Origin of the sequence: Sideroxydans sp. CL21 (genome assembly GCF_902459525.1) — a bacterium.
GTDB lineage: Bacteria > Pseudomonadota > Gammaproteobacteria > Burkholderiales > Gallionellaceae > Sideroxyarcus.
The window spans coordinates 1,575,006-1,601,044 of record NZ_LR699166.1 but is presented as its reverse complement, the minus strand read 5'-3'; the positions used below and the strand labels follow the sequence as shown (position 1 = coordinate 1,601,044).

21 protein-coding genes and 1 tRNA gene are annotated in these 26,039 nt (G+C 55.0%); 12 read left to right on the top strand and 10 right to left on the bottom strand.

The window, feature by feature from the left end; all coding sequences use genetic code 11:
• Positions 1–52: 52 nt before the first annotated feature.
• The 6 genes from QOY30_RS07485 to QOY30_RS07460 form a co-directional block, all read right to left on the bottom strand.
• The gene (locus tag QOY30_RS07485) at positions 53–1,756 is read right to left on the bottom strand and encodes a GspE/PulE family protein (RefSeq protein ID WP_283744006.1); all 1,704 of its coding nucleotides are present in this window, start codon (positions 1,754–1,756) and stop codon (positions 53–55) included.
• The gene (locus QOY30_RS07480; RefSeq protein ID WP_283744005.1) at positions 1,753–2,943 is read right to left on the bottom strand and encodes a type II secretion system F family protein; all 1,191 of its coding nucleotides are present in this window, start codon (positions 2,941–2,943) and stop codon (positions 1,753–1,755) included. Before QOY30_RS07480 ends, QOY30_RS07485 begins: the two co-directional genes overlap by 4 nt.
• Before the next feature lie 48 nt (positions 2,944–2,991).
• Positions 2,992–3,438, bottom strand: a complete 447-nt coding sequence (gene gspG, locus QOY30_RS07475; protein WP_283744004.1) for a type II secretion system major pseudopilin GspG — start codon at positions 3,436–3,438, stop codon at positions 2,992–2,994.
• A gap of 22 nt (positions 3,439–3,460) precedes the next feature.
• Entirely contained in the window at positions 3,461–4,438 is a 978-nt protein-coding gene (locus QOY30_RS07470; protein WP_283744003.1) for a sensor histidine kinase, read from the bottom strand.
• Positions 4,439–4,968: 530 nt separating this feature from the next.
• Positions 4,969–5,613: a response regulator gene (locus QOY30_RS07465; protein WP_283744002.1), complete on the bottom strand. Its 645-nt coding sequence runs from the start codon at positions 5,611–5,613 to the stop codon at positions 4,969–4,971.
• 159 nt (positions 5,614–5,772) lie between these two features.
• Positions 5,773–7,542, bottom strand: coding sequence for an ATP-binding protein (locus QOY30_RS07460; RefSeq protein WP_283744001.1), 1,770 nt, complete (start codon positions 7,540–7,542; stop codon positions 5,773–5,775).
• Positions 7,543–7,957: 415 nt separating this feature from the next.
• On the opposite strand from QOY30_RS07460, the gene QOY30_RS07455 reads away from it, so the two are divergent.
• Positions 7,958–8,482: a TIGR02281 family clan AA aspartic protease gene (locus tag QOY30_RS07455; protein ID WP_283744000.1), complete on the top strand. Its 525-nt coding sequence runs from the start codon at positions 7,958–7,960 to the stop codon at positions 8,480–8,482.
• A 223-nt stretch (positions 8,483–8,705) separates the two neighbouring features.
• Here QOY30_RS07455 and QOY30_RS07450 read toward each other — a convergent pair.
• Both QOY30_RS07450 and QOY30_RS07445 read right to left on the bottom strand, forming a co-directional pair.
• Positions 8,706–8,799: transfer RNA gene (locus QOY30_RS07450), tRNA-Ser, on the bottom strand.
• A 45-nt stretch (positions 8,800–8,844) separates the two neighbouring features.
• On the bottom strand, positions 8,845–10,077 hold the full coding sequence (locus QOY30_RS07445; RefSeq protein ID WP_283743999.1) for an aspartate kinase: 1,233 nt from the start codon (positions 10,075–10,077) through the stop codon (positions 8,845–8,847).
• Between the two features lie 103 nt (positions 10,078–10,180).
• Between QOY30_RS07445 and recJ the strand changes: the two genes are divergently transcribed.
• From recJ to QOY30_RS07390, 11 genes are all read left to right on the top strand, one after another.
• Positions 10,181–11,911: a single-stranded-DNA-specific exonuclease RecJ gene (gene recJ, locus QOY30_RS07440; RefSeq protein ID WP_283743998.1), complete on the top strand. Its 1,731-nt coding sequence runs from the start codon at positions 10,181–10,183 to the stop codon at positions 11,909–11,911.
• Positions 11,912–11,913: 2 nt separating this feature from the next.
• Positions 11,914–13,176, top strand: a complete 1,263-nt coding sequence (locus QOY30_RS07435) for an MgtC/SapB family protein (protein ID WP_283743997.1) — start codon at positions 11,914–11,916, stop codon at positions 13,174–13,176.
• 83 nt (positions 13,177–13,259) lie between these two features.
• A protein-coding gene (gene prfB, locus QOY30_RS07430; protein WP_283743996.1) for a peptide chain release factor 2 occupies positions 13,260–14,364 on the top strand; the annotation gives its coding sequence in 2 pieces (ribosomal slippage) (positions 13,260–13,340 and positions 13,342–14,364; 1,104 coding nt in all).
• Between the two features lie 3 nt (positions 14,365–14,367).
• Complete coding sequence (locus QOY30_RS07425; RefSeq protein ID WP_283743995.1) at positions 14,368–15,627, top strand: hypothetical protein; 1,260 nt, start codon at positions 14,368–14,370, stop codon at positions 15,625–15,627.
• 190 nt (positions 15,628–15,817) lie between these two features.
• Complete coding sequence (locus QOY30_RS07420) at positions 15,818–16,543, top strand: hypothetical protein (RefSeq protein WP_283743994.1); 726 nt, start codon at positions 15,818–15,820, stop codon at positions 16,541–16,543.
• A gap of 90 nt (positions 16,544–16,633) precedes the next feature.
• On the top strand, positions 16,634–19,399 hold the full coding sequence (locus QOY30_RS07415) for an AAA family ATPase (RefSeq protein ID WP_283743993.1): 2,766 nt from the start codon (positions 16,634–16,636) through the stop codon (positions 19,397–19,399).
• A 188-nt stretch (positions 19,400–19,587) separates the two neighbouring features.
• Positions 19,588–21,090: a lysine--tRNA ligase gene (gene lysS, locus QOY30_RS07410; protein WP_283743992.1), complete on the top strand. Its 1,503-nt coding sequence runs from the start codon at positions 19,588–19,590 to the stop codon at positions 21,088–21,090.
• Entirely contained in the window at positions 21,091–21,756 is a 666-nt protein-coding gene (locus tag QOY30_RS07405; RefSeq protein WP_283743991.1) for a Crp/Fnr family transcriptional regulator, read from the top strand.
• Positions 21,757–21,840: 84 nt separating this feature from the next.
• Positions 21,841–22,035, top strand: a complete 195-nt coding sequence (locus tag QOY30_RS07400; protein WP_283743990.1) for a YgaP family membrane protein — start codon at positions 21,841–21,843, stop codon at positions 22,033–22,035.
• A 260-nt stretch (positions 22,036–22,295) separates the two neighbouring features.
• Positions 22,296–22,490 (top strand): YgaP family membrane protein, encoded by a 195-nt coding sequence (locus tag QOY30_RS07395; protein ID WP_283743989.1) that lies wholly within the window; start codon positions 22,296–22,298, stop codon positions 22,488–22,490.
• A 59-nt stretch (positions 22,491–22,549) separates the two neighbouring features.
• Positions 22,550–23,122 carry a Tll0287-like domain-containing protein gene (locus tag QOY30_RS07390; protein ID WP_283743988.1) on the top strand — a complete coding sequence of 191 codons (573 nt, stop codon included), beginning with the start codon at positions 22,550–22,552 and terminating at the stop codon, positions 23,120–23,122.
• 52 nt (positions 23,123–23,174) lie between these two features.
• Here QOY30_RS07390 and QOY30_RS07385 read toward each other — a convergent pair whose 3' ends face one another.
• Both QOY30_RS07385 and QOY30_RS07380 read right to left on the bottom strand, forming a co-directional pair.
• Positions 23,175–25,118 (bottom strand): ATP-binding response regulator, encoded by a 1,944-nt coding sequence (locus tag QOY30_RS07385; RefSeq protein WP_283743987.1) that lies wholly within the window; start codon positions 25,116–25,118, stop codon positions 23,175–23,177.
• Positions 25,115–25,969 (bottom strand): ABC transporter substrate-binding protein, encoded by an 855-nt coding sequence (locus QOY30_RS07380; RefSeq protein WP_283743986.1) that lies wholly within the window; start codon positions 25,967–25,969, stop codon positions 25,115–25,117. Before QOY30_RS07380 ends, QOY30_RS07385 begins: the two co-directional genes overlap by 4 nt.
• Positions 25,970–26,039 lie beyond the last annotated feature (70 nt).

Here is a 26,039-nt window from a genome sequence, read left to right as displayed (position 1 = left end):
GCGCCCGGTATGAAGAAACGCAACCCGTTCCGGATAAAGAACAACATCCAATTCATTTCGTGACAAGAGTGACACGATTGATCTCCTGTAATGTAGTTTCACCGCTTCTCACCAAGGCTATTGCGGACTCGCGCAGAAACAGCGTGCCATTGTTCCTGGCAGCCTCACGGAGAAAGCGCATGGGTTGGCGGGTAATGATAAGTTCACGTATCTGATCATTCAGAAACAGTATTTCGGCAATCGCCTTGCGTCCTTTGAAACCGGTACCGCGGCATTGCCCGCAGCCTGTTCCGGCGCGAAATTTCATGGTTTCGATGTCTTCGGGCTTGAGACATGAATCGGCAATCAGTTGTTCGTCCGGATAGGCTTCAGTGGCACAGTGGGAACAGCTCACCCGTATCAGGCGCTGAGCCACGATGCCGTTCATGGCGGAAACAAAACTGTAGGGGTCGACTCCCATATGGGTAAAACGGCCAATGACATCGAAAACGTTGTTGGCATGAACTGTGGTGAATACCTGATGGCCGGTCAGGGCAGACTGGACCGCGATCTGTGCTGTCTCCTCGTCGCGGATCTCACCGACCATGATCTTGTCCGGATCATGACGCAGGATGGAACGTAGCCCGCGTGCGAAGGTGAGCCCCTTTTTTTCGTTGACCGGGATTTGCAACACCCCCGGCAGCTGGTACTCGACGGGATCCTCAATAGTGATGATCTTGTCCTGCCCATTGTTTATTTCCGAGATGGCCGCATAAAGCGTCGTAGTCTTCCCGCTACCGGTTGGTCCGGTGACCAGCAACATGCCATAAGGCTCATTGGATAGCAGGCGCAAGCTTTTAATGGATTTTTCGTCGAACCCCAGATTGCTAAGGCTCAGTCCCTTGATGTTGTCGGTGAGGGTTTGTTTGTCGAGGATACGCAGCACGGCATCCTCTCCGAAAATACTCGGCATGATCGAAACGCGAAAGTCGACTTCATGTCCCTGCACCGACACTTTGAAACGGCCATCCTGAGGTACACGCCGCTCGGCAATGTCGAGTTCCGACATGACCTTGACCCGCGAGATCACCTGCTCCGCATTCTCCAGTCCGGCGATAGACCCAACCTGCGTCAACACACCGTCAATACGGTACTTGATAAGCAATCCCGACGGAATTGTTTCCAGGTGGATATCACTCGCCAAGACCTTCAGTGCATCATAAATTGTCGAATGCACGAGCTTGACGACCGGACTGCTGTCTTCGCTGATGGCCTTGAACGACAGATGCTCGACACCGGGTGTGGATGCCTTCGACTCAACTCCAGCCGAAAGAAGACTATCCATGGCGCGCAATGTTTCCTCATATCGTGCCAGGTAAGCCAACACGTCGGCACGACTCGACAGGCCCCAGCCAAATGAAGCGAAAGGAATACGCTGCTCTGCCCACGCCTGCAAGCTGACATCGAAAGGATCGCACATCACCAGGATCAGTTTTTCGTCATCCTTCAGCGGCAAACACTCGCGTTCGACTGCTTCAGAAAAGGGAAGTGCATCGAATGCCGGTGTTAACTGATACAACTCACTCATGGAATAGGTTGGATAGTTCAGCGTGCAGCCCAATACCGAGATGAACTCCGACGTTCCCAGACCGGCTCGCTCCTCCATCTCCTCTACTATGCGGCGTTTGCTTTGCATAGCGGCCGCACGGGCCTCGCGAACCTGATCCGGTGAAAACGCGATCTCTGTTTCAATCCCGATGTCCCGCGGCTGGTTCATTGGATGCTCCCTGCGAGTTCGAAGATAGGGAAATACATCAGCACAACGATGACGCCGATGGCCACCCCGACAAAGGTCATCAACAGCGGTTCAAACACCTTGATAAAACGTTCCAGCCAGCGCGCAGTCTCTTCTTCATAGAAGGCTGCGATACGCTCCATCATTTCTCCCATCTGCCCGGTGCGCTCACCGACGCGGAGCATGCGCAATGCCACTGGCGTGGTCAGTCCGTGCACCTCCATGGCTTGGGAAATAGAGCGGCCCTCGCGTACGTAAGCTGTTGCCTGCGCCAATTGGTCACGCAATGACAGCTGCAACAGTCCGGATACCATCCGCAATGCCGGAACCACCGGCATCCCGCCTCGCAACAACATACCGAGTGAACGGTAAAACCTGGCCAGCTGGTAAAGACGAAGACGAGCACCTATCGTTGGCGTCAGCCATAGCTTGCGCATCATCCACTGTTTCGATACCGGACGAACCGATGCATACGCCAGCACCCCAACCAGGAGTATCGTGTCGGCCAATACCTGCCAGCCGTGATTCGCCAGGAAGAGTCCCCAGCTCATCAACATCCTCGACATGAATGGAATGTTGGTACCGATCTCGAGATAGATTTTGCTGAAGCGCGGCACCACATAAAGCATCAGAAACAACATCACCAGCCCGCCAACCAAGGTTACCAGCAGCGGGTAAATCATGGCGCTTACCAGCTGGTTTCTGACGCTATCGATTTTGTTTTGATATGCGATGTACCGCATCATGACCTCGGACAATGCACCTGTCTTTTCGCTGGCCCGAACGGTTTCAATGTACAGCAGCGGAAAATTTGCCTCCGATTTTTCCAGGGCATAGGACAAGGTATGTCCTTCGTAAAGAGTGGCTATGATTTGCGTCAACGTCTTTTTGATTTCTGGCCGAAGCTCTTTTTCCGACAATGTTTCCAGGGCTTCGATCAGGGAAAGCCCGGCATCCAGCAACGACAACAACTCCTGGCTAAACAGCACAACAGGAAAGTTTGACTTCCTGTGCTTTAGCCATGGTATCAAGGATGATTTAGGTTTTATCCCGATGACTGTATAGCCTTGAGACTTGGCCTGAAGATTGGCGTCGCTCATATCGGTGGCGTCCAAAGCAAAGGTGGTCAGCCCTTCATTCGCTCGCAGCGCCTTGATTTCAAATTGCATCGCGTTCCCCCGCTCCGTTACTTTGCATCTGCTGATTTTTTCCGAGGTCTACCAATTGGTGATGTCAGCCGCTTCTCCTTCACCGCCCGGCTGTCCATCTTTGCCATACGACAAAAGGTCGTACTCGCCATGATCCCCGGGAATTTTGAAAACGTAGGGATTGCCCCAGGGATCGGCGGGAACGTTCTTTGTCAGGTAAGGGCCGTCCCATTTTGGTTCGCTGGATGAACGCGTAACCAGCCCTCCCAAGCCCTCTTCCATGGTTGGATAGTGCCCGGTATCCAGCCTGAACTGATCCAGCGCTTTACCCAAGGCATCGATCTGCGCACGTGCCACTTTGACTTCAGATTTGCCGATTTGGGAAAAATATCTTGGGCCGACATAACCTGCGAGCAATCCGATGATGACCATGACCACCAGCAGTTCCAGCAAAGTGAACCCGCAACTTGCACAAGGATCCATGCTGGAAAAAACCAAGGCTCTATGTCTCGGCATTTTTAGCTCCTTTATACGAGTTTCAAGCGTTGGATAAATCACGTGCTCGGTCATATCCACCCGAGTCTTCACCATCTGTGTGATTTGCGAACCGCCATAAAACGAGAATCCTGGTTCCCGACTCAAGTGCAGAGTGCATCTCGAACGAGCCCCCCGAAGATCTGGCACGTTCTTTCATCGTAAACAGGCCAAATCCATGGTCCGATCCACGCCGGGCAGATGCTTCGCGAAGATCGAATCCTCGCCCGTTATCCGTGATCGAAAGTTGAAGAATATCGCCTGTTCTTTTCAGGCTTACATGGACATTATCGGCTCTGGCATGCTTGACGATATTGTTCATCGCCTCTTGCAGAATGCGGAAAATGGGCGCCTTGAGAGGGACAGGCACATCGCTTTCCGCGATGCTGACATCCTTCTCGACTTTCCTGTCGTGCCAAGCCGATTCAAACTCCCGGAAGAACCATGACAAGGTAGGGATAATGCCCAAATCATCAAGCATCGCCGGGCGCATATCCATGGTTGTGCGGTGCAGTTCAGCCATCGTTTCTTTTACTTTATGACTCAACTGTTGCAACGACTCCACTGCTTCCCGGCGTTCTCCGGTTTCTACCTGTTGCATCACCGATTCCAGTGACAGTTTGATCAAGCTCAATGACTGGCCTATCCCGTCATGCAAATCCGCAGCGATGCGCTGCCGTTCGTTTTCCTGAATGGTCAACAACTGCATCGATATCTGCCGCAATTCTTCCCGGGATCTGAGCAATGCTTCTTCCAACTTCATCGCGCCCAGTAATTTTTGGGCTTCGCCCCCATACAAATCCGGCAAGGCCGAACTGCGATTTTTTGTGGCCGATACTTCGTTTCTTAATTGCTTCCGTATCGATTTGGTCAAGCCAAAATCCGAGGGAAACGGTGTAATGGAAAAATTTACAGCTTCCGTTTGCTGTTGTAATCCATTCACGGAAGGCTGAATATCAGACTGTTGGATTAGCTGTTCCATGGCAATTCGGCAACTAAAATATCGACTGTTGCAAACGTGCCGGGATAAATACAACATTACACATCGAACAGATTTCTTTTGCGTTGTGCATATTGCCCCCCGAATTTCTGTGTGTGCACGAAAACATTTATCAAACGCGGCGGAGTCAATCTAATCAATTTGGCAAAATCTCCTCAATACCCGAACTTGGGTATTCTCCTAAGTAAAATACGGTAATCAGGTAGATAAGTCAGAGTAGTGTCTACAGTGTATTCGGTATGTTTCGATCAAAACCATGCAAGGTTCATGGTAGTAATAGAACGACGCAACTACTCAATTCCACTAATGAAAGGCATAACCATTGCGCAGGGGTGCGTACTTTTGGTGAGAAGGTATGGCGATACCACTTAAACGGGCAGGATTCAGGGGCAAGTTTGACCATGAATTAAGTAGGCTGATTCTGGGATGAATATTTAAACGTTGGACAGAACAAGCAGTGCGCGGTGAAACCGCGCAGGTTCCAGCGCAGACTCATCAAAGCTTACTGAAGATCAACCACTAGTGATGCCGTTGCGAATGGCATACTTGGTCAAGTCGGCAATGCTATGCAGGTTAAGCTTGTGCATAATGTTTCGACGGTGTACCTCCACCGTTGATGACGACAATTGTAGCTGTTGTGCAATGCTGGATGAGGAGCAACCCTCGGCGACCAGATGCAGTACTTGTTGCTCCCGATGACTGAGCTTTGCGACAGTTGTTTCTTGAGTTGCCGGTTTGAATACTGCGTCCACGACATGTGCCGCAATGTCCGGACATAGATATTTTTTCTGGCTGTGATGCACGGTATTGATGGCGCGCATGATTTCATCCACGGATTCGGCCTTGGTAATATATCCGGCCGCACCCGCGTTCATCATTTCCATCACATAATACTGATCTGCGTACGCAGACAGGCCTATGATTCTGATCGATGAGTTGATAGCAAGAAGGCGCCGTGTCGCATCGATGCCATCCATATGCGGCATGGAAATATCCATGCAAACCACGTCGGGTACAATTTTGCGCGCCAGGGCGAGCATCTCCTGTCCGTCCCCCGCCTCACCCACAATTTCGATATGTGGTTCTTTTTCAAGAATGAGCCTGAGCGCATAACGGAACATCTTGTGATCATCTACGAGAAGTACACGCACTTTCATGAGGTAGTCTCCAGGAAGAAGAATGCTGGCCTGAGATGTTTTATAGCATAAATTCGGAGATCTCCAATATTTTCACATTGGCCTGAATCACCGCGCACTGAAATCGTTTGGATTTTACCTGCCGATTCGCCTTCAAGTAATCATTAACCCATTGTGGGATCATTTCGCAAGTGATTCTGCTGTTAGCGGTAAAGTGCGAATTGCCACCCTGAGCCGGGCCAGCTCGGCCTCACATGCGCCTTCCATTTCCACAATATCAACATTATCCGAACCGGAACGCAGCGCTTGCACCATCTCATCGGCCAAAGACTCGACTCGCTTGGCCCCGATCAGGCCTGCAATCCCTTTAAGGTTGTGTGCAATCGCATGCGCGGCATAAAGTTCGCCGACTGCCAGATGTTCTCTCAGTAGAGATATATCCTGGCCGTGCAGCTTCACAAACTTGTTCAGCAGGGCGCAATAATCTGCCAACCGTTCCGGAGAACGCCACCAGGATACAGCCACATCCAACCCGGAAATTTTCGTGAGCGCATCGCTCAATTCACACTCGCAGTACACATTCTCGTCGCATGGAACGACCAGATCGGGAAGCCATTTGCTTAGGGCGTAGGCAAGTTTGGCTGGCGTAACGGGCTTGCTAATGTGGTCATTCATCCCGGCATCCTGACAGCGCTGACGATCCTCGACAAAGGCATTTGCAGTCAGGGCGATAATGGGCTTGTCTCGATGTCCTGGCAAAGTACGAATGATGCGGGTTGCCGCCAATCCGTCCATCTTCGGCATCTGCATATCCATCAGAATCAGGTCAAAGTCATGAGCCAAGGCGCATTCGATCGCCTCCACTCCGTCTGTAGCGATTACAGCAATGCAACCCAGGTCTTCCAGCATCTCGAGAATGATTTCCTGGCTCAGAGGATGATCTTCTGCAACCAGCACCCGCAGGCCTGAAAGATCCGGGACATTTGGCATAATGCTTGTGGCTTCAAGAACACTATATTCACGCGGCATCGTAATTTCAAAGCTGAAAGTGCTTCCCACCCCAGGCTGACTATCAACCCATATCCTGCCGCCCATCAATGAAACAAGCCGCTGACAGATAGCCAGTCCCAAACCTGTGCCGCCGTATTCGCGAGTGATAGAACCGTCAATTTGCTCGAAAGGAAGAAAGATACGCGCCTGATCCTCCTGAGCGATACCGATTCCGCTGTCCAGCACGCTGAAAAGCAATCTCAGGCTGGATGCAGTCTCTGCGATAATTGAGACGCTAATATGTATTGTTCCCTGATCGCTGAATTTTACGGCGTTACCACCGAGATTAATCAGAATCTGCGACAAGCGAAGTGAATCGCCACGCAGAGTCGCATTGGAACACGACGGCGAAATATCGATTTTTAACGTCAGGTTTTTGCCGAAAGCCAACTGCCCGATGACTTCCTCCACCTGGTCCATGACTGTTCCGAGGCGGAAGATACTATTATCGAAAACGAATCGACCCGACTCAATTTTGGACAAATCAAGAAAGTCATTGACGAGGGCGAGCAAATGGTCCGAAGTGGCACATAGCTGTTCGAGCCGTTGCAATTGCACGGGATGAGCAGGATCGCGGCGCAATAGCTGGCCCAAGCCAATAAGGACGTGCAGTGGAGTACGTATCTCGTGACTGATATTGGCCATAAAGGCACTTTTGGCACGATTGGCCGATTCGGCATCTTTAGTCCTTGCCTCCAATTCTGCATTAAGCCTTTTTAAGGGCATGAATACCCGAAAATAGAGAATTGGGAAAACCAGGACAACCAGCAGGAAAGCATCCAGAGAGTTTTCAAACCATTGAGGGATGGGTTCAAGCAGGCTCAACGCACTCATGATCAATAACTCAGCAGCAAAGACTGAAATGATCAATGTAGCCAGCAATTTTTTAGGGCTGTACATTCAGAATGCTCCCCCCGTCTCTTCAGCGGTACTTCGTGCCTTTAATTAAGTTAGACCAAATGCTTGCGGTTAGCAAGAGGAGGGGAATTACCTACTGAATACTATGGATATAGAAAATCCCGGCTTACACGCCAAGGAAAATCGGCAGAATACCGGCGGAAAATACAGACACCTCTGAAGGCTAACTTGATTGCATTTGCCGATCCAGACACAGCATATAGTCCGTTGATAATGGGTATCCGATGCAGGGCGACAGCATATCGACCTGCTGGCTGCTTTGCCAATATCGGAGTAAATTTTGCCTATCCTGAAGGTTCATTAAATTTGACATTGCACATGATCGGATATTGCCATGCATGTACCTGTATTGATTAAAACGCCACAGCGCAATTCTGTTTTATCCTTCAAACTATCGATGCTCAGACTCATCCTGGCCGGGCTGGTTTGCATATTATTGCCCTCCGAATTGATGGCAGCAGTATACAAATGCGACGACCACGGAAAAGTGACTTATAGCGGCACGAAATGCGCAGAGAATGCGCAGGTGTTGTCAAGCGCGAACGACCAGCCCATCAACGAACATGGCAACCTGACATTGTATTTGAATGCCCATCACAGCTTTACCACGCAAGGCTCGATTAACGACTTGCCGGTCACTTTTGTCGTGGATACAGGCGCTTCAGTCACGACGATTTCGGAGCGTGTTGCAAGAAATGCCGGAATCAAGAGCTGCACCGGAGCTGGCCTTGTCGCAACTGGCAATGGTGTGGTTCGGACCTGTTCGGTGACCATCCCGAGACTGTCATTCGGAACCTTTCACCTTAATGATGTGACTGTAAACATATTGCCGTCTCTGACCGTTGATGCTTTGCTCGGCATGAACGTGCTGAGACGCATGAAAATCAATCAACAGGAAGATGTGATGTTCATTTCCAATTAGGATTTGGAGTGACTTGGGAGGTCATCATTTCCGGAAATCAAAACAGGCAGCCAGCATTGTTCTGGAACTCCCACTAGCAAGCAGCTTTCAGAGAAAGTGCCAGCAAGAAACGATAAATTTCCAGCCAACTGTTACGCAATGGATGCAGGCATAGTGCAGCAGACGATGTGCTGTGGGCTTCCACCATAGAAAAAGCCCTTCACAGGGAAGGGCTCAGACTACTTGGCGGAGAAGGAGGGATTCGAACCCTCGATACAAGTTTAAGCTCGTATGCGCCCTTAGCAGGGGCGTGCCTTCGACCACTCGGCCACCTCTCCGAAGGCCGCGAATAATACTGATTAGAGGCTAGGCGGTCAAACGATTTATGTATTTTCCTGATCCAGATCGAAAGCTTTGTGCAGTACTCGCACTGCCAGTTCCAGATATTTCTCGTCGATGACCACGGAAATCTTGATTTCGGAGGTGGAAATCATCTGAATATTGATCCCTTCCTCCGCCAGGGTACGAAACATCTTGCTGGCAATACCCACATGCGAACGCATACCGACACCTACCACCGAGACTTTAGCCGTCTTGTTGTCACCGATGACGTCGCGTGCCCCGATGTGCGGCTGCACCTTGCCCTTCAGGATTTCCATCGCCTTGTTGAACTCGTTGCGATGCACGGTGAAGGAAAAGTCAGTCAAACCGTCCACGCCGACGTTCTGGATGATCATATCCACATCGATATTGGATTCGCTGACCGGGCCGAGGATCTGGTAAGCGATACCGGGCTTGTCCGGCACACCGCGTACGGTGATCTTCGCTTCATCGCGATTGAACGCGATCCCTGAAATGATTGCCTGTTCCATTTTATTGCCTTCCTCGAAAGTGATCAGCGTACCTTCGCCCTCTTCGGTAAAACTGGAGAGCACACGCAATTTGACTTTATATTTGCCGGCGAACTCGACCGAGCGTATCTGCAGCACCTTGGAACCCAGGCTCGCCATCTCCAGCATCTCTTCGAAGGTGATGCTTTTCAGGCGGCGCGCTTCCGGCACCATGCGCGGATCAGTGGTGTAGACGCCATCCACGTCGGTGTAGATCTGGCATTCGTCGGCACGTAGCGCGGCAGCAATGGCCACGCCCGTGGTATCGGATCCGCCGCGTCCCAGCGTGGTGATGTTACCTGCCTCGTCCATCCCCTGGAACCCCGCCACCACGACCACGTTGCCATTGGCCAGATCCGTGCGGATGTTCTGTTCATCGATACTCAGGATGCGTGCTTTGGTAAAGGCACTGTCGGTCAATATCTTGACCTGCGCACCCGTGTAACTCCTGGCTTCCAGGCCGACTTCCTTGAGTGCCATCGAGAGCAGCCCGATAGTCACTTGCTCACCGGTAGAGATGATCACATCGAGTTCGCGCGGATCGGGGTGTTTCTGGATTTCCTTGGCCAGTGCGATCAGGCGATTGGTCTCCCCGCTCATGGCGGAAACCACGACCACGACCTGATGCCCCTGAGCCTTGTATTTTGCTACGCGCTGCGCAACATTCTTGATGCGCTCCGGACTGCCGACGGAAGTGCCGCCGTATTTCTGAACTATCAATGCCACGATATGCCTGCGTCGATTTAAAAGTGGGCGGCATTCTAACTGAACTGGCGCAAAAAGACGATTACCCCTCTGCTACACTGTAAAAAACCAGCAACCACTACCCATGAGCAAAATCACCCAACGTTCCTACCCAGCCGATACCGCCCAGTTCCTGGTTCAATCCGGGCTGACACCTTTGCTGGCACGCATCTACGCGGCGCGCGGCATCCTGAATCCGGCACAGCTGGACACCGACATCAAACATCTGCTGCCTTTTTCCCTGCTGAAAAATGCGGAAGCAATGGCTAGCTTGCTGGCCGACGCAATCGCCGACAAAAAGAAATTGCTGATCGTGGCCGATTACGATGCCGATGGTGCGACAGCCTGCACGGTAGGCATGCGTGGGCTAAGTGCACTCGGCGCAAGGGTCGAGTTCATCGTCCCCAATCGCTTCGAGTATGGGTACGGATTGACGCCGGAGATCGTGCGTCTGGCCAAACAATCCGAACCGGATATTCTGCTCACGGTAGACAACGGTATCGCCAGCGTGGAAGGCGTGGCAGAAGCCACACGCCTGGGCATGCAAGTACTGGTGACCGACCATCATTTACCTGGAGAAGCCCTGCCGGATGCCCTGTGCATCGTCAACCCCAACCAGCCCGGCTGCAATTTTCCCAGCAAAAACCTGGCAGGTGTGGGCGTGATGTTCTATGTGCTGATGGCTTTGCGGGCGGAAATGCGGGCAAGAGGAGCATTTACGAATAACGGTGTTTCCCCCACCCCCAGCCCCTCCCCCGGAGGGAGAGGGGAGCCCAACCTCGGCAACCTGCTCGACCTGGTCGCCCTCGGCACGGTCGCGGATGTGGTCAGGCTGGACGACAACAACCGCATTCTCGTGCAGCAAGGCTTGCAGCGTATCCGCCACGGTCGGAGTTGCGCCGGCATTCAGGCTTTGTTGCGCGTGGCGCGCAGACCAGCAGCACAGGTTACGTCCTACGAGCTGGGTTTCATCGTCGGCCCGCGACTGAATGCGGCAGGACGGCTGGAAGACATGGCGCTCGGCATCCGTTGCCTGCTGACCGACGATGCCGCGGAAGCCGACGACATCGCGGCCAAACTGGACGCCTTGAATCATGAGCGGCGCGGCATCGAGGCCGACATGCAGGACAGTGCGCTGGCCACCCTCAATGCCTTCGACCCGGAAGATGGCTTTTCACTTTCGCTATTCAATGAAGATTGGCATCAGGGCGTGATCGGCATCCTCGCCTCACGCCTGAAGGATAAATTTCATCGTCCGGTGATCGCGTTTGCCCGTTCGCAAACGGGGGAACTCAAGGGTTCTGGACGCAGCATCGCCGGGCTGCACCTGCGCGATGCGCTAGATCTGGTATCCAAACGCCATCCGCACCTGATCCTGAAGTTCGGCGGGCACGCCATGGCGGCGGGTTTGAGCATTCGCGAAGAACATTTGCATGATTTCCGCGTTGCTTTTGAATCCGTTGCGCAGGAGCTGCTTGATGCAGATGCGCTGGTGAAGACAATTTCCACGGACGGGGTACTTGAAGCTAACGAATTTTCGCTGAACATTGCACGGGACCTGCAGCACCAAGTGTGGGGACAGGGTTTTTCCGAACCGTTGTTTGAGGGTGATTTCCGCGTACAGACTCAGCGTATCGTTGGCGAGAAGCATCTCAAACTGAAACTGTCTTCGCCCGCCGGCAATTTCGACGCCATCCGCTTCTTTTCAGCCGAGCCCGCCCCGGACAATATCCACGCGGTATACAGCCTGAGCGTCAATGAATACAATGGCAACGCAAGCTTGCAGCTCATCGTGCGTCACTGGTCGGGAGATTGAACGTGGAGTCGATTCTATTGCAGGGCAACGGTATCGAATCCCTGCCCCAGTTTCTGACCAGCCTCGCCATCGGCCTGCTCATCGGCCTCGAACGCGAGCGCAATCCTTCGGCCAAAGCCGGGTTGCGCACGTTCGCGCTGGTCTCCCTGTTCGGCACGCTCGTCGCGCTGCTGGCTGACAAGGGCCACACACCCTGGTTAATCGCTGCCGGATTGCTGGCTGTGGCAGGAATGATCATCGCTGCCTATATCAACACGCCCACCGAGAACAACGACCCCGGCACCACCACTGTTACCGCCTTGCTCATCAGCTTTGCACTCGGCGTGCTGGTTTGGTTCGGCTACTCCAAGCTGGCTGTCATGCTCGCCATCACTACCACCGTCCTGCTCTACTTCAAGCCCGAATTGCAGGGCATGAGCCAGCGGCTCACGCGTCGCGACCTGGTCTCCATTCTGCAGTTTTCAGTGCTTACCTTTGTCATTCTGCCCATCCTGCCCGACCAGAACTACGGGCCTTATGAGGCTTTCAATCCGTATCAGGCGTGGATGATGGTCGTGTTGATCTCCGGCTTGAGTCTCGCGGGTTACGTCGCTTTGCGTATCACGGGGCGGCGTTATGGCGCGCCGTTGCTGGGATTCCTGGGCGGACTGGTTTCCAGCACGGCCACAACGCTGGTCTATGCCAAACACAGCAAACTCAACGATGGCATGTTGCGCCTGTCGGCAGTAGTCATCCTGATCGCCAGTCAGGTCGTGTTGATCCGGCTCGTTGTCGTCAGCGGCTTCGTCTCTCCATCCATACTCAGACAACTCGCCCCCGTCATGGGGCTGGGACTGCTGTTCGGCTTGAGCGCCACCTTTTTCAACTGGAAACGATTGAAGAATACCGGTGAATTGCCCATGCCAGAGACCTCGAACCCGACCGAAATCCATGCCGCGCTGACTTTCGGGCTGCTCTTCGTGATCGTGCTGCTTTGCGCCGCGTGGCTTTCCGATGTGGCCGGCAACAGCGGTCTCTACATGGTGGCCGTCATCTCAGGCCTGACCGACATGGATGCGATCACCTTATCCAGCTTGCGACTGTTCAATCTGCAGAAGATCAGCAGCAACCAGGCGATCATCTCCATCGCGCTCGCTTATCTTTCCAACATGGTGTTCAAGTTCGGGATGGCCGCCTCCATTGGAGGCGTGGCACTGGTCAAACACATTGCCTTCGGCTTCCTCGCCATGGCCGGCGGAGTCTTGCTCGGCCTGCTATTCCTGTGACACGGCGCACGGCTTCGACTCCTTTGCGACGCTGAGGACGTGTATAATCGCCGACTTTCCAAGCAGCGATAGAACACACACAAATGGAAGCCGAACAACTCAACGCCCTGACGAATAAAATCCAAGACTTGCGTACCCGCAACGTCGAACTTCGGAGGTATCTTTGACTACGACGGCAAACAGGAACGTTTAGCTGAAGTCGCCGTACTCGCAGAAGACCCCGCCATCTGGAACGACGCGAAACGCGCTCAGGAATTGGGCCGCGAACGCAAGTCGCTGGAAGACGTGGTGTTCGGCCTGACCCAGATCGGCCAGAACCTCGAGGATGCGGCCGAACTGTTCGAAATGGCACAGGCCGAGAATGACGATGACAGCCTGTTGAGCATTGCCACCGATGTGGCAGATGTCGAGAAGCGCGTTGCCGCGCTCGAATTCCGCCGCATGTTTTCCAACCCGGCAGACCCGAACAACTGCTTCATCGACATCCAGGCCGGAGCCGGCGGCACCGAAGCCTGCGACTGGGCCTCGATGCTGTTGCGCCAATACCTCAGATATTGCGAACGCAAGGGTTTCAAGACCGAGATATTGGAACAGACCGACGGCGATGTCGCCGGTATCCGCAGCGCCTCGCTCAAAGTCGAGGGGGAATACGCTTATGGCCACCTGCGCACCGAAACCGGCGTGCACCGCCTGGTACGCAAGTCGCCTTTCGATTCCTCGGGCGGCCGCCACACCTCCTTCGCCAGCCTGTTTGTTTCCCCCGAAGTGGATGATTCCATCGAAGTGGACATCAACCCTGCCGATTTGCGCATCGACACCTTCCGCGCGTCCGGCGCGGGTGGTCAGCACATCAACAAGACCGACTCAGCCATCCGCATCACCCACATCCCGACCAACACCGTTGTGCAATGTCAAAGCGACCGTTCGCAGCACCGCAACAAGGCCGAGGCGATGTCCATGCTGAAGTCGCGCCTGTACGAACTTGAGTTGCGCAAGCGCCAGGCCGAATCCGACAAGCTGGAAGCAACCAAGACCGACGTGGGCTGGGGCCACCAGATCCGCTCCTACGTGCTCGACCAGTCCCGCATCAAGGACCTGCGCACCAACGTCGAAATCTCCAACACGCAAAAGGTGCTCGACGGCGATCTCGATCCCTTCATCGAGGCCAGCCTGAAGCAAGGCGTTTAATTCATGTCCGTGCAGCAAGACAACGGACTCGCCGAGTTTTTTGTCGACGGGGTTGAACCCGCCGACGTGCCGCAGTTCTTTCCCCTGTTTGAAGCCAAGCCGCTGATTGGTGCGATGATCGCGCTGTTCCGCGGCGGCGACGACGAAGTGATGGTGCGACTGATGGTGCTGCGCGAAATCGGCTTGCGCGCCAGTGCGCCGGAATGGACGCCGCGCGATCTGCAAAGTCACTTCGCCTTCATCAACCAGTCCAAGCTCAACACCGTGCTCGGCCGCCTGCGCGATCACGAGTTGCTGTTGTGGGACAACGAGCGCCACGTTTACCAGATCTCCTCCGCCGGACGCATGGTGCTGTCCTCGCTTTCCAGCCTGCTGTCGTTCAGCACCGAACAGGACGGCGAATTCTTTGCCGCCCAGATCGCAGCCGGCGCTGCCGTGGGCAAGCTGTCGCCGGAAGCATTGGCGCACCTGCTCGCGCGGCTGGCCGAACTGGAAGAAGAATTCTCGCAAGCCGTCGCCTCAGGCTCCGAGTTTCGCCTGCGTGCCGCACAGAGCAAACTGGCCTCGGTGTGGCAGTGGATGGAAAAAGCCAACGAAGTGTTGCGCAATCTCTCCGCCGATGGCTTTGCCGACGATGCCAGCTGGCGACTCGCGCAGGAGATCGGTTCGCGCCAGTCACGCATCATGCGCATGTCGTCGGTATTTCAGCGCGAGCTGGCCGAAATCTCGCGCCAGCAGGTGCACCTGTCGCACGGCGGCCTCAGTTCCTCCGAACTCGCGGCATGGCTCAAGGAGCGCAATGTGGACGAACTGGCTGGTCTCGCCGCCGAACAACTTTCGATTACGCCCGAATGCACTTTCATCCTGCCCGACGTGATGCTGGACAACACCGAGGAATTCGTCGCACGCGAACAGCCCAACCGCCGCGTCTCCGCCATGCCAGCCCCCGCCGAAGTTGAATACGTGGACGACATCCAGCATGAACCGCCCTATCAACTGGCTGCGCTGACGCGCCTGCTGGCCGGGTTGGACGCGCCGATGAATCTGGCCGACGGCATCGTCGGCGGCAATTTCAGCGATGCCTCGTATCGCCTGTCGCTGCTGTCTTTCCTCGGTGAACAAAACGTCGATCCCGAACTGGCTCCTTTGGCGCACCTGCCATTGAGCCTGCGCTGGAATGAAAGTTTGGAACTGAAAACCATAGGACGCGATGAAGTTGCCGCCATGAGCGACGGCTACATCGAACCGGAAAGTAGGGCATGAACCTGGCGCCCGAATCATTTTCCGAATATTTGGAAATATCCGTTCGCCCTGAGCTTGTCGAAGGGCATCTATGCGAGCCGCAGATGTCTGCCGTCCTCCGATCATGGTTCGACAGGCTCACCACGAACGGAGGACTGGTGCCGCATTTTTCAACTTCACCATCTCCATCTGATTTACTGAGGAATTCAACATGAACCAGGATCACGCCGCCCGCCTGATCGCACGCCTCCTGGCGTTGCGCTACCTGCCGCGCGAAGACAAGGAAGTGCGCCGCCTGCTGGTCGATGCCAGCTTCCGCGACGAAGTGGAACAACGCCTCGCCGCCAGCGGCCTGCGCCTGCTGGCGCACCCCTTCTCTGCCCATGTCGGCATCGCCCTCACGCGTGAATGCGAAAGCGCTGTGTTCGAGCAGAACGACACCTGGCAATCCAGCAACCTCGGCCTGCCCAAGGATGCCGTGGCGCTGCTGGTGATTCTGTGGGCGCTGATCATCCTGCCCAAGCGCGAACGTCAACTGTCCGGTGAAGCCACGCAGAAGGAAGAACAAGGCGAGATGTTCGAGACCGTAAAACTCACCCCCCTCGCGCACGAGGCCTCGCGCGGCATCGCCGAAAACCTGCTGCTGGAAGACTACGGCAAGCTGCTGGGCGGCAAGGCACGCCTGCAACAGTTCGCGCTGCCGCAACTGTCGCGCCTCGGCTTCATCGAGCGCAAGAACAAGGTGATCCACGAAGGGCCGCTGCTCGATCTCGCTTTCGACTACGCCGAGATGGCGCCGCGCATTCTGCAAGGCGCGCTATCCGATCTGCTGAAACAGCGCGGCATCCTGCGCGATGTCACGCTTGAAGAGTTGCATAACGAGGACTCGTCCAGGAATTCACTTTTGCGGGATGAAGCGCAAGGAGCCGCGCAGTGAGCAACGAGACATATCTGATGGATAGGCGAGGCGCGAACGAGCACGCGACGCCGCGATTCGCCCGCAAAATGAATTCATGGAGGGATCCTAATGTTTAGGTTGATGGAGCTGGAAACAGTCCACTGGGACTACTGGCGCAATTTCAAGCTGCCGCTGGATGCACCCATCATCACAATCTCGGGACCGAACGGCTCCGGCAAGACCACGCTGCTCGACGCTATGCGTACGCTGCTGGCGCTGGAATGCTCGAAGAAGCGCGATTACAAACGCTACGTGCGCCGCAACGGCGAAGACTTCTGCTGGCTGCGCGGCGTGGTGGACAACCGGTGCCCGCCCGGTGCGAGCTATCGCCCGTTCCGCCTGCCCTACCAGCAGGACAAGATCACGCTGGCCTGCCGCATCGACAAGAAAGGCGGCGACTGGTCGCGCAAATACTGGATCGCCGACGGCGAAGTGAGCCTGCAAGAGATCGAACAGAAAGGGGAAGAGTTCGGCGTGCGCGACTACCAGCGCATCCTGCACAGCGCCGGATTGTCCCCCGCTATCGCCCGCGTGCTGTCGCTGGAACAGGGCCAGACCGACAAGCTGTGCGAACTGTCGCACAAGGACTTGCTCGACCTGGTGTTCCAGGTGTTCGGCGACAAGGAAGTGCTGGAACGCTACCAGGAAGCGCGCCACCATCAGGAACACACTTCACGCGAACTGGATGCGGCACAAAACCAACTGGAAGCGCTGGGCAACAATCTGGAAAAGCACGAGCAGAAGGTGAACCGCTATCTGGAGTGGCACCGCCTCAACCAGGAGCGCACCGACCTGTTCTCCGAGACGCGCCCGCGCCTTGAGCACTACCTGCTGCAACGAGAAACCGACAATGCGCGGCGCACCCTGCAATCCATGCGCAAAGAGTGGCGCGCCAAGCGCGTCGAACGCAAGGAATTGCAGCTGGAATTGCAGATGCAGCAACAGGCGCTGGAAGCCGCGCAACTGCGCCGCCAGGCCGCCACCGACAGCGAACAGAACCAGCAACGCGCGCTGAACGAACTGAACCGCGAACTCGGGCGCTGGGAAACCATCGTTGAACAGCAGAAGCGTCTGGAACAACAGGCCCAAGCCAAAGAAAGCGGCAAGCTCGCCGACGCGCGCGAAATCGAACACATGGAAAGCGAACGCGCCAACCTGCTGGTGCGCATAGCGGAGCAGGAACAAAAGTTGCGTCAGCTCGACGAGATGCTGGAGAACCTTGCTGCGGGACGCCGTGCCGATCCGGTGGATGTCGCTGCCTTCCGCCAGGCTTTGACCCAGGCCGGTATCGCGCATGACCTGCTCGCCGACGTGGTGGAGATTGCCGATCCCTCCTGGCAAGCCGCCGTGGAGGCCGTGCTCGCGCCTTCCGCGCACATTGTGCTGCTCGCAAAAGAGAAGGATACGGAAGCAGCGATGGCGCTGGGCGAAAAGCTGCGCTACCGCCACTTCATCGTGCCGGATTGTATGCCTGCAGGTCTTCCACCAAAAGGCTCGTTGCTGGAAGTGGTGCGTTTCACCAAGCCCGTTCCGGAATGGCTGTTGCACACGCTGGAACGCACACGCCGCGTGGAAGATGCCGTGGCCGGTGCCAAGCTGCCGCGCGGCGAAGACTGGATCACGCGCCAGGGCTATCTGCGCGAACGCCGTGGCGGGCGTTACGCCGCACAGGAACAGGCACGCTTCGGCAAGGCGCGGCTGGAAGCCTTGCGCGAACAACGCAGCAGCATCGAGAAAAGCATCGCCCCGTTGCGCGGACAGCGCGACGACCTCACGGCCCGCATCCGCAACCAGCAGGCACAACTGGCCGGGGTCAGCGCCAGTGCGCAGCTCGCCGCCCGTGCGGCGGAGTTTGCCGAGGCACGCAAGCACTACGATGCGCTGGTACTGCGCCGCCGCGACAACTCCGTGTTGCAGGCGCAGCAGGAGCGCGAACAGGCCGACAAGGCCGTCACTGCGGCCTACACCAGCTCGCAGAAAATCCAGTTCGCGCTGCAAACTCTGGAAAAAGAAATCTCCGGCAAAGAAAACCGTGCGGCACGCGAGGAGCAAATCCGCCGCCTGCAAACATTGCGCCACAACCGCAAGCAGTTCCCGGCAGGCTGGTGCGATGAGTCAGCCAACCAGCAGATCGCCGAGAAGTTCCGCGACACCACCAACATAGACCGCCGCATCGAAGAGATCGAATACCGCTTCAAGGAAGAGTCGTGGGAGACCGACGACACCGTGGTCGCCCTGCGCGACAAGATACGCGACGATTACCGGCGCATGGAAGGCGACCTCACCACACGCCGCCGCGACAACGAAATGGCGCGCACCCAGACCGAGACGGCACGCGAGCAGTACATCGCGGTGCTGCGCCACACCGTCGGGCGTTACGTGAAAAACATCAAGCTGCTGGGCGAACTGGCGGGCATCAAGGTCGATCACGAGCAGGTGCTGCTCGAAAACAACGACCTGTCGCTCGCGCAGGCCGGTCTCGCGGTACGTTTCAACTTCGACGACAAGGGCTACATGGGCATGAACGACGGCGATGCGTCCGGCGGACAGCAGGTAATGAAGTCGCTGATCCTGCTGGTGGCGCTGATGATGGAGGAATCCCGTCCCGGCGGCTTCGTGTTCATCGACGAACCTTTCGCCCACCTCGACATCGTCAACATCGAACGTGTGGCGAAGTTCCTCAAGGCCACCCGCGCCCAATACCTGCTGACCACGCCGGTTACCCACAACGTCGGCGTGTATGACCCGTCCATGCTCACGCTGGTGACTTTCAAGAAGAAGCCGACAGACGCCTGGGCACCGAGCGTGAAGGTGCTGGTGCGCGAGCGGTCTTGAGATGCACATCAAGGCTCAACAGCCCTCCCACCATCGACCATGCCTTGCCAACACTCCTGCCGGGCTGCAACCAAAGGGACGGAGCGGAGTCAAAAACGGAGGTCGGCAGGGGTATCTGTAGTCCTGAAAACCCCGCCCCTGTGCTATATTTCACGCCGCAAAAAAATTAACCCACTATCCATATCACCATGAGCAACGAACCCATTATCCCAGTCCAGGACGAGAACCAGATCATTGCGGAACGCCGCGCCAAGTTGAAGGCGATCCGTGAGAAAGGCGTAGCCTTCCCCAACGATTTCGACCGCCAGAACCTGGCAGGCGATCTGCATGCCGATTTCGGCGAGAAGACACACGACGAACTGGAAGCTGCGCAGATACCGGTTGCCGTTGCCGGACGCATGATGCTGAAGCGCGTGATGGGCAAGGCCAGCTTCGCCACTATCCAGGACATGAGTGGACGCATCCAGCTGTTCATCAGCAATAACGAGGTCGGCGAAGAGGCGCATGCCGAGTTCAAACATTACGATCTTGGCGACATACTCGGCGCGGTCGGCGTGCTGTTCAAAACCAAGACCGGCGAGCTTTCTGTGCGTGTAACACAAGTACGTCTTCTGACCAAGGCGCTGCGTCCGCTACCGGAAAAATTTCACGGCCTGTCCGATCAGGAACAGAAATACCGCCAGCGCTACCTCGATCTCATCACCAACGAGGATTCGCGCAAAGTCTTCGTCGCCCGCACCCGGATCATCCAGGCCATCCGCGATTTCTTCGTGCGGCACGGCTATCTGGAAGTGGAAACGCCGATGATGCATCCCATTCCCGGCGGGGCATCGGCCAAGCCCTTCGAAACACATCACAATGCCCTGGATATGAAGATGTATCTGCGCATTGCGCCTGAACTGTACCTGAAACGCCTGGTCGTGGGCGGCTTCGAGAAAGTATTCGAGATCAACCGCAACTTCCGCAACGAGGGGGTTTCCACCCGTCACAACCCCGAGTTCACCATGATCGAGTTCTACGAGGCCTATCGCGATTACAAGTACCTGATGGGTTTCACCGAAAAGCTGTTCGCCGAAGTGGCGCTCAAAGTGCTGGGCACCACCGTCATCACGTATCAGGGCAAGGAACTGGACCTGGGAAAACCTTTCCACCGTCTGACCATGGTGCAGGCCGTCCAGAAATATCATCCGCAGTTCACCGATGCGCAGTTGAACAACCGAGAGTTCCTCATCAACGAACTGCAGGACCTGAAAGCGAAATACAAACCCGAAGACGGTATCGGCGGCTTGCAGCTTTCCCTGTTCGAGGAACTGGCTGAGTCACACTTGTTCGAGCCTACCTTCATCATCGATTATCCGATCGAAGTTTCGCCGCTGGCGCGCAGCAGCGACGCCCATCCCGAGATCACCGAACGTTTCGAGCTGTTCATCGTCGGGCGCGAGATCGCCAACGGCTTCTCCGAATTGAACGATGCGGAAGATCAGGAAGCCCGCTTCGATGCGCAGGTGGCTGCAAAAGATGCGGGGGATGAAGAAGCAATGTTCAAGGACAGCGATTTTGTCCGCGCTTTGGAATACGGCCTGCCGCCAACGGCCGGACAAGGCATCGGCATCGACCGCCTGGTGATGCTGCTCACCGACAGCGCCAATATCCGGGATGTGATTTTGTTCCCGCACATGCGGCCGGAATAAATGCTGACCCCGGATCTTCGCACTCGTGTATTGCAGCTCTACCCGACGCTGGCCGAGCTGCCGGCAGCGGAATTGGATGCGTTGTTGGCTGCTGCGATGGTCATGCCGCTGGTGGCGGGAACAGTAGTATTCGACGAGAACCAACCTTGCCAGGGCTTTCCTATGCTGCTTTCCGGCAGCATTCGTGTCATCAAAACTGCCCCGAACGGGCGTGAATTGCAACTCTACCGTATCGCACCCGGTGAAAGTTGCATCCTCACCAGCAGTTGTCTGCTTGGACATACGCGCTATCAGGCGCGAGGAATCGTCGAACAGTCGCTGGAAATGGTGGTGTTGCCCGCTCCTTCATTTCACGCGTTGCTGGCAAAAAATGACGCGTTCCGCAATTATGTGTTTCACCTCTTCTCCGACCGCCTGACTGACCTGATGCAGCTGGTTTCCGCGGTCGCCTTCCAGAAACTGGATCAACGTCTCGCCGCCCTGCTTGTTGCGAAACCCAACCCGCTACATACGACACATCAAGCCCTGGCCGACGAACTCGGCAGCGCACGCGAGATCGTCAGTCGCTTGCTGAAGGGATTTGCCGATCAGGGCTGGGTGATGCTGTCACGAGAACTTATCGAAGTCACTGATAAGTCCGCTCTTCAGCACTTCGCTGAACTTTAATCCGCGGGGCGGTATCTTTTAGCAGACAACCGGCCTTTTTGAGCCTATCCTGTGTCTTCCTGCTATCACATCAAGGGAGAAAACATGAGATTCAACGTTTGCGGTATCGATCGTTTCCTGCGCGTTGTAATAGGTCTGGCTCTTGTCGGGCTGACACTCTCCGGCATGATCGGAGTGTGGGGCTGGATAGGTGTTGTTCCCTTGCTGACCGGCATCTTCAGGTTCTGCCCGGCTTATGCCATTTTCGGTTTGCAAACCTGCCCGCTGGAAAAAAAATAATCCGTTTCAAACCCGAAATTGCCCAGAACGAGCAAGCCATGCGTTAAGCATTGGATATTTCCATCGAGGTTCTGCTGCAGAAAAAACCGGTGAGCGGAGACAACCGCGCTTGCCGGTTTGCGCATCACATGAAACTGCGTTCGACTCCAGCGTGCAGTGCTGCTGAACTCCAGCTTTCAGATGTGTGATCTATGTCACAGACACACCTGTACTTTCCGCCTATTCTGACAACTCCTCTAACCTCATCCAAGGAGAAAACAATGAAACTCAACGTTGGTGGTATCGACCGTATCCTGCGTATCGTCGTTGGTCTGGCTCTGATCGGCGCCACACTGGCTGGCATGATCGGCGTATGGGGCTGGATAGGCGTTGTTCCCTTGCTGACCGGCGTCTTCAAGTTCTGCCCGGCCTATGCAATATTCGGCATGAATACTTGCCCGATGGAAAACAAATAATTGCTCGAACGTACACCACGCCCGCGCTAATGCCGGGCGTTTTTTATTGGGGAAAATTCATGCGCAACAAATTTGTCCTGTACACGCTGCTTGTACTTTCCGCGGCACCGGCGCTGGCAGACGACCTTGGAAAATACGAGGATGAAAGCCGGGCAATCGTCGCATCTTTCATGCAGAAACTCATGGCCGAAAACAAAAAAGCCCTCATGGAAGGCGGTCCGGAATCTGCCATCAAAGTCTGTAAAGAAATAGCTCCCGGAACGGCAAACGATCTGTCGCGTCAGCACGGCATCAAAATCACCCGCGTCAGCCTCAAGGTACGCAATCCGCTGCTCGGCACAGCAGATGAGTGGGAGCAAAAAACTTTGAAGCAATTTGAAGCCCGTTTGGCTCAGGGAGAAAAACCCGAAATGCTCGAGTCTGCGGAGATCGTGAACGAGCCGAACAGAAAGTATTTCCGTTACATGAAAGGGATCGTCCTGCAGCAAGGTTGCGTTGTCTGCCATGGAACCGGGGAACAGCTTTCTGACGGCGTCAAGGCGCGTCTGGCCGAAGATTATCCTTATGACCAGGCAACCGGCTATACGCCCGGCGAGGTTCGAGGCGGTGTAAGCATCAAACGCCCTCTGTAACTGCCCCTCCCTGCGCCCCGGTCGCAGGGAACTCACGCTCAAACATACTGATTCAGACCGATTCTCCGGCCTTTCTCAACAGAAAGAGCATCAGCGAGCGCAGCTTGGCAGGGCGCACCGGTTTGTATATCAAGTGCACCCCGCATTGCTTCGCAGCCTGCAGGATTTCAGGAGCAGTGTCGCCGCTGACAAGAATGAATGCAGGTTGTATCTCGCATTGTTCTTTAATCAGTTCAACAAACATCAAACCGTCCCCGTCCGGGAGACGATAGTCGCAGATCACCAGATCGAAGCATGCATCCCCATATTTTTCCATCACATCTTGCAGGTTCTCGGCAACCGAAACGTGACACCCCCATGATTCAAGAATGCCTGCAGTGCTAAAGCGTACCAGCGTATCGTCGTCCACCACCAACACCCGGAGGTTTTCCAGCCTGTCATGTTTGTACAACGCTGCAACAGGCGCTTGCGGCTCTGCAAGCAAGTCATCTATACCAAATACGCGAGGGACGGTAATGGAAAACGTTGAACCCTGACCCGGCGCCGAGCGCAGAGTCAGAGGATGATGCAACAGCCTGGAAAGCCTATCCACAATCGCAAGTCCAAGCCCGATTCCCTTGCTGCGGTCGCGCGCACTGTTTTCGAGTTGCACGAATTCGTGAAAAACGTTCTGTTGCTCTTCCGGCGGAATGCCGATTCCGTTGTCGCGAATTTCGATGCGAACATTATCGCTGCGCAGTCGGCACGCAAGCAGAACCGTGCCGTTCTGCGGCGTGTAGCGAATCGCATTGCTCAGCAGGTTGAGCAGGATCCGTTCCAGCAGCACCGGATCACTCATTACCATGGCGCTAATGCTGTGGAAGCGCAAAGTGATATTTTTGCGTTGCGCTACTGTCACAAAATCCTGTGCCAGACGCTTGGTCATTGCATCGATATCGACACTTTGTATCTGTGGAATGACTATGCCGGCATCCAGCTTGGAAATATCCAGCAACGAATCAAGCAGGCTGGATAGTGCCTCAACCGATTCCTCGACCTTGTTCGCGATCTTGTGCTGTTCCTGGGTATCCAGCCTGCTGTGCAATTCACCGATGAACAGTCCAAGCGCATGCATGGGTTGTCTCAGATCGTGGCTCGCTGCCGCAAGAAAACGGCTCTTGTCGAAGTTGGCCCTCTCCGCCTCTTCCTTTTTTCGGCGCAGTTCTTGTGTGGCGTCATCGATACGCTGCTGCAAAGTATTCCGATCATGCTGCAACTGGCGCGCCATTTCGTTAATGCCCGAAGCGAGCGCATCGAGTTCCTGTATTTTGCTTCCGGTGATCTGCGTATCCAGATGCCCATCCCCGATGCGACGCACACCTTTGCCCATCTCCATCACCGGGAAAATGATGCGTCGGGACATGCGCATGGCGATCAGCACGGTAACCATCAACACGAGAAACAATATGAACAGATTGAAACTCAACATCTCGAATTTTTCGCTATTCAATCTGTCTTTGCCAATTTCGACGAATACGCTACCCAATAACTTGTTGGGCAGATTCCCTGCATTGCCGCCACCCATGTCATCAAGTTTGATCTGCGTGGCCACGATGGACTGATAAAGCCAGATGGCATTGTTGTCTTCATGAAAAACCACGAGATCACTATCCCTGGATGACAATTTTTCCAAAAACTCAAATTCGTTGATATTGGAAATATCCCCTGCACCTGCCAGATATTTCGAATTGGCATCCATCACGGAGATGGAACGAATATCCCTTTGTTTGAATGCCAAATCCACTTGTTGCTGCAACAACGACTGATTGCCGGAAAAAACCGGGTATTCAGCGGTCAAAGCGAGCTGGCGAACGATCAGTCTGGCGCGTCCCAGAAGGGCACGATCACGATCTGCAAATCGTGCGTAGGTGAAATAGCCTTCCAGCAACAAGGCCAGGATCAGAATCGGAATGACCGTCACGGCCACCATTTGCCTTTCAATTCCATGCCGCTTCATTGAGCTCTCCTGATTTCATCGCGCAGTTGATCTGCATCCTTGATATGTATTTCAAGCGAACGCGCCACTTGCTTGTTGACTGAAACATCGAATGTGGCCGGATATTGAGCTTCCGGCAGTTTTCCCGATTCGGCATATTTCTCAATCAGGCCCGCCGTTTGCTCAGCGAATTGTTCCGGCGTGGTGAAAACCGCACACAAGGCACCGGCTTTGACATAGGACTGCGAGATTCCCATCAGCGGAACCTGTTTGCGGTATGCCGTCAACAGGATATTGCGCATCGTTCCAGCGTTATAAATCCCGGAATCAGGCAGTACGAAGAGAACTTCACTGACATTCAATACGCTCTCCAGCGCATCGTTCAGCGATTGCGACTTGTCGACTATTTGCTCATGCAAACGTATGCTTCTACCCGCCAACAGATGACGCAAATTTTGAAGTTCAGGTTGCGGGGCAGCGTAAAGCACTCCAACATTTAGCGTGGCGGGCAGCGCCGCCAATAACAATGCCACTTGCCTGTCCATCGGTTGATCAAGAAAAATGGCGGAGTGCGCTTTGCCATGCTGCACTGAGGTGTGCTTCAATTGTTCGTACCCGGCCCTGGAAACGAGCACGCTGAGGCTGGGAACATCTCTGGAAGCCAGTATTGCGGCAGCCTTCATGCCGACAGCAATGTAAAGATCGGACGTGCCCAATGACTCGTTGGCTCGTTGTATGTTCAACGCGATCCTGTCAGTTTGCAATTGGCTACGCAATGAATCACTGAATGCCTGGTACGCGCCGCCCTCCTCGCTCAACATCACCGTGACATGTAGCGGTGCAGCTTGCGCCGGAAGAAAACAGAAAGACACACTCACCAGCAGTGCGGAGATTATCCGGCTGGTAAAGCGAGGGATCGGATGCTTAAAAGCTGCCCGGCTA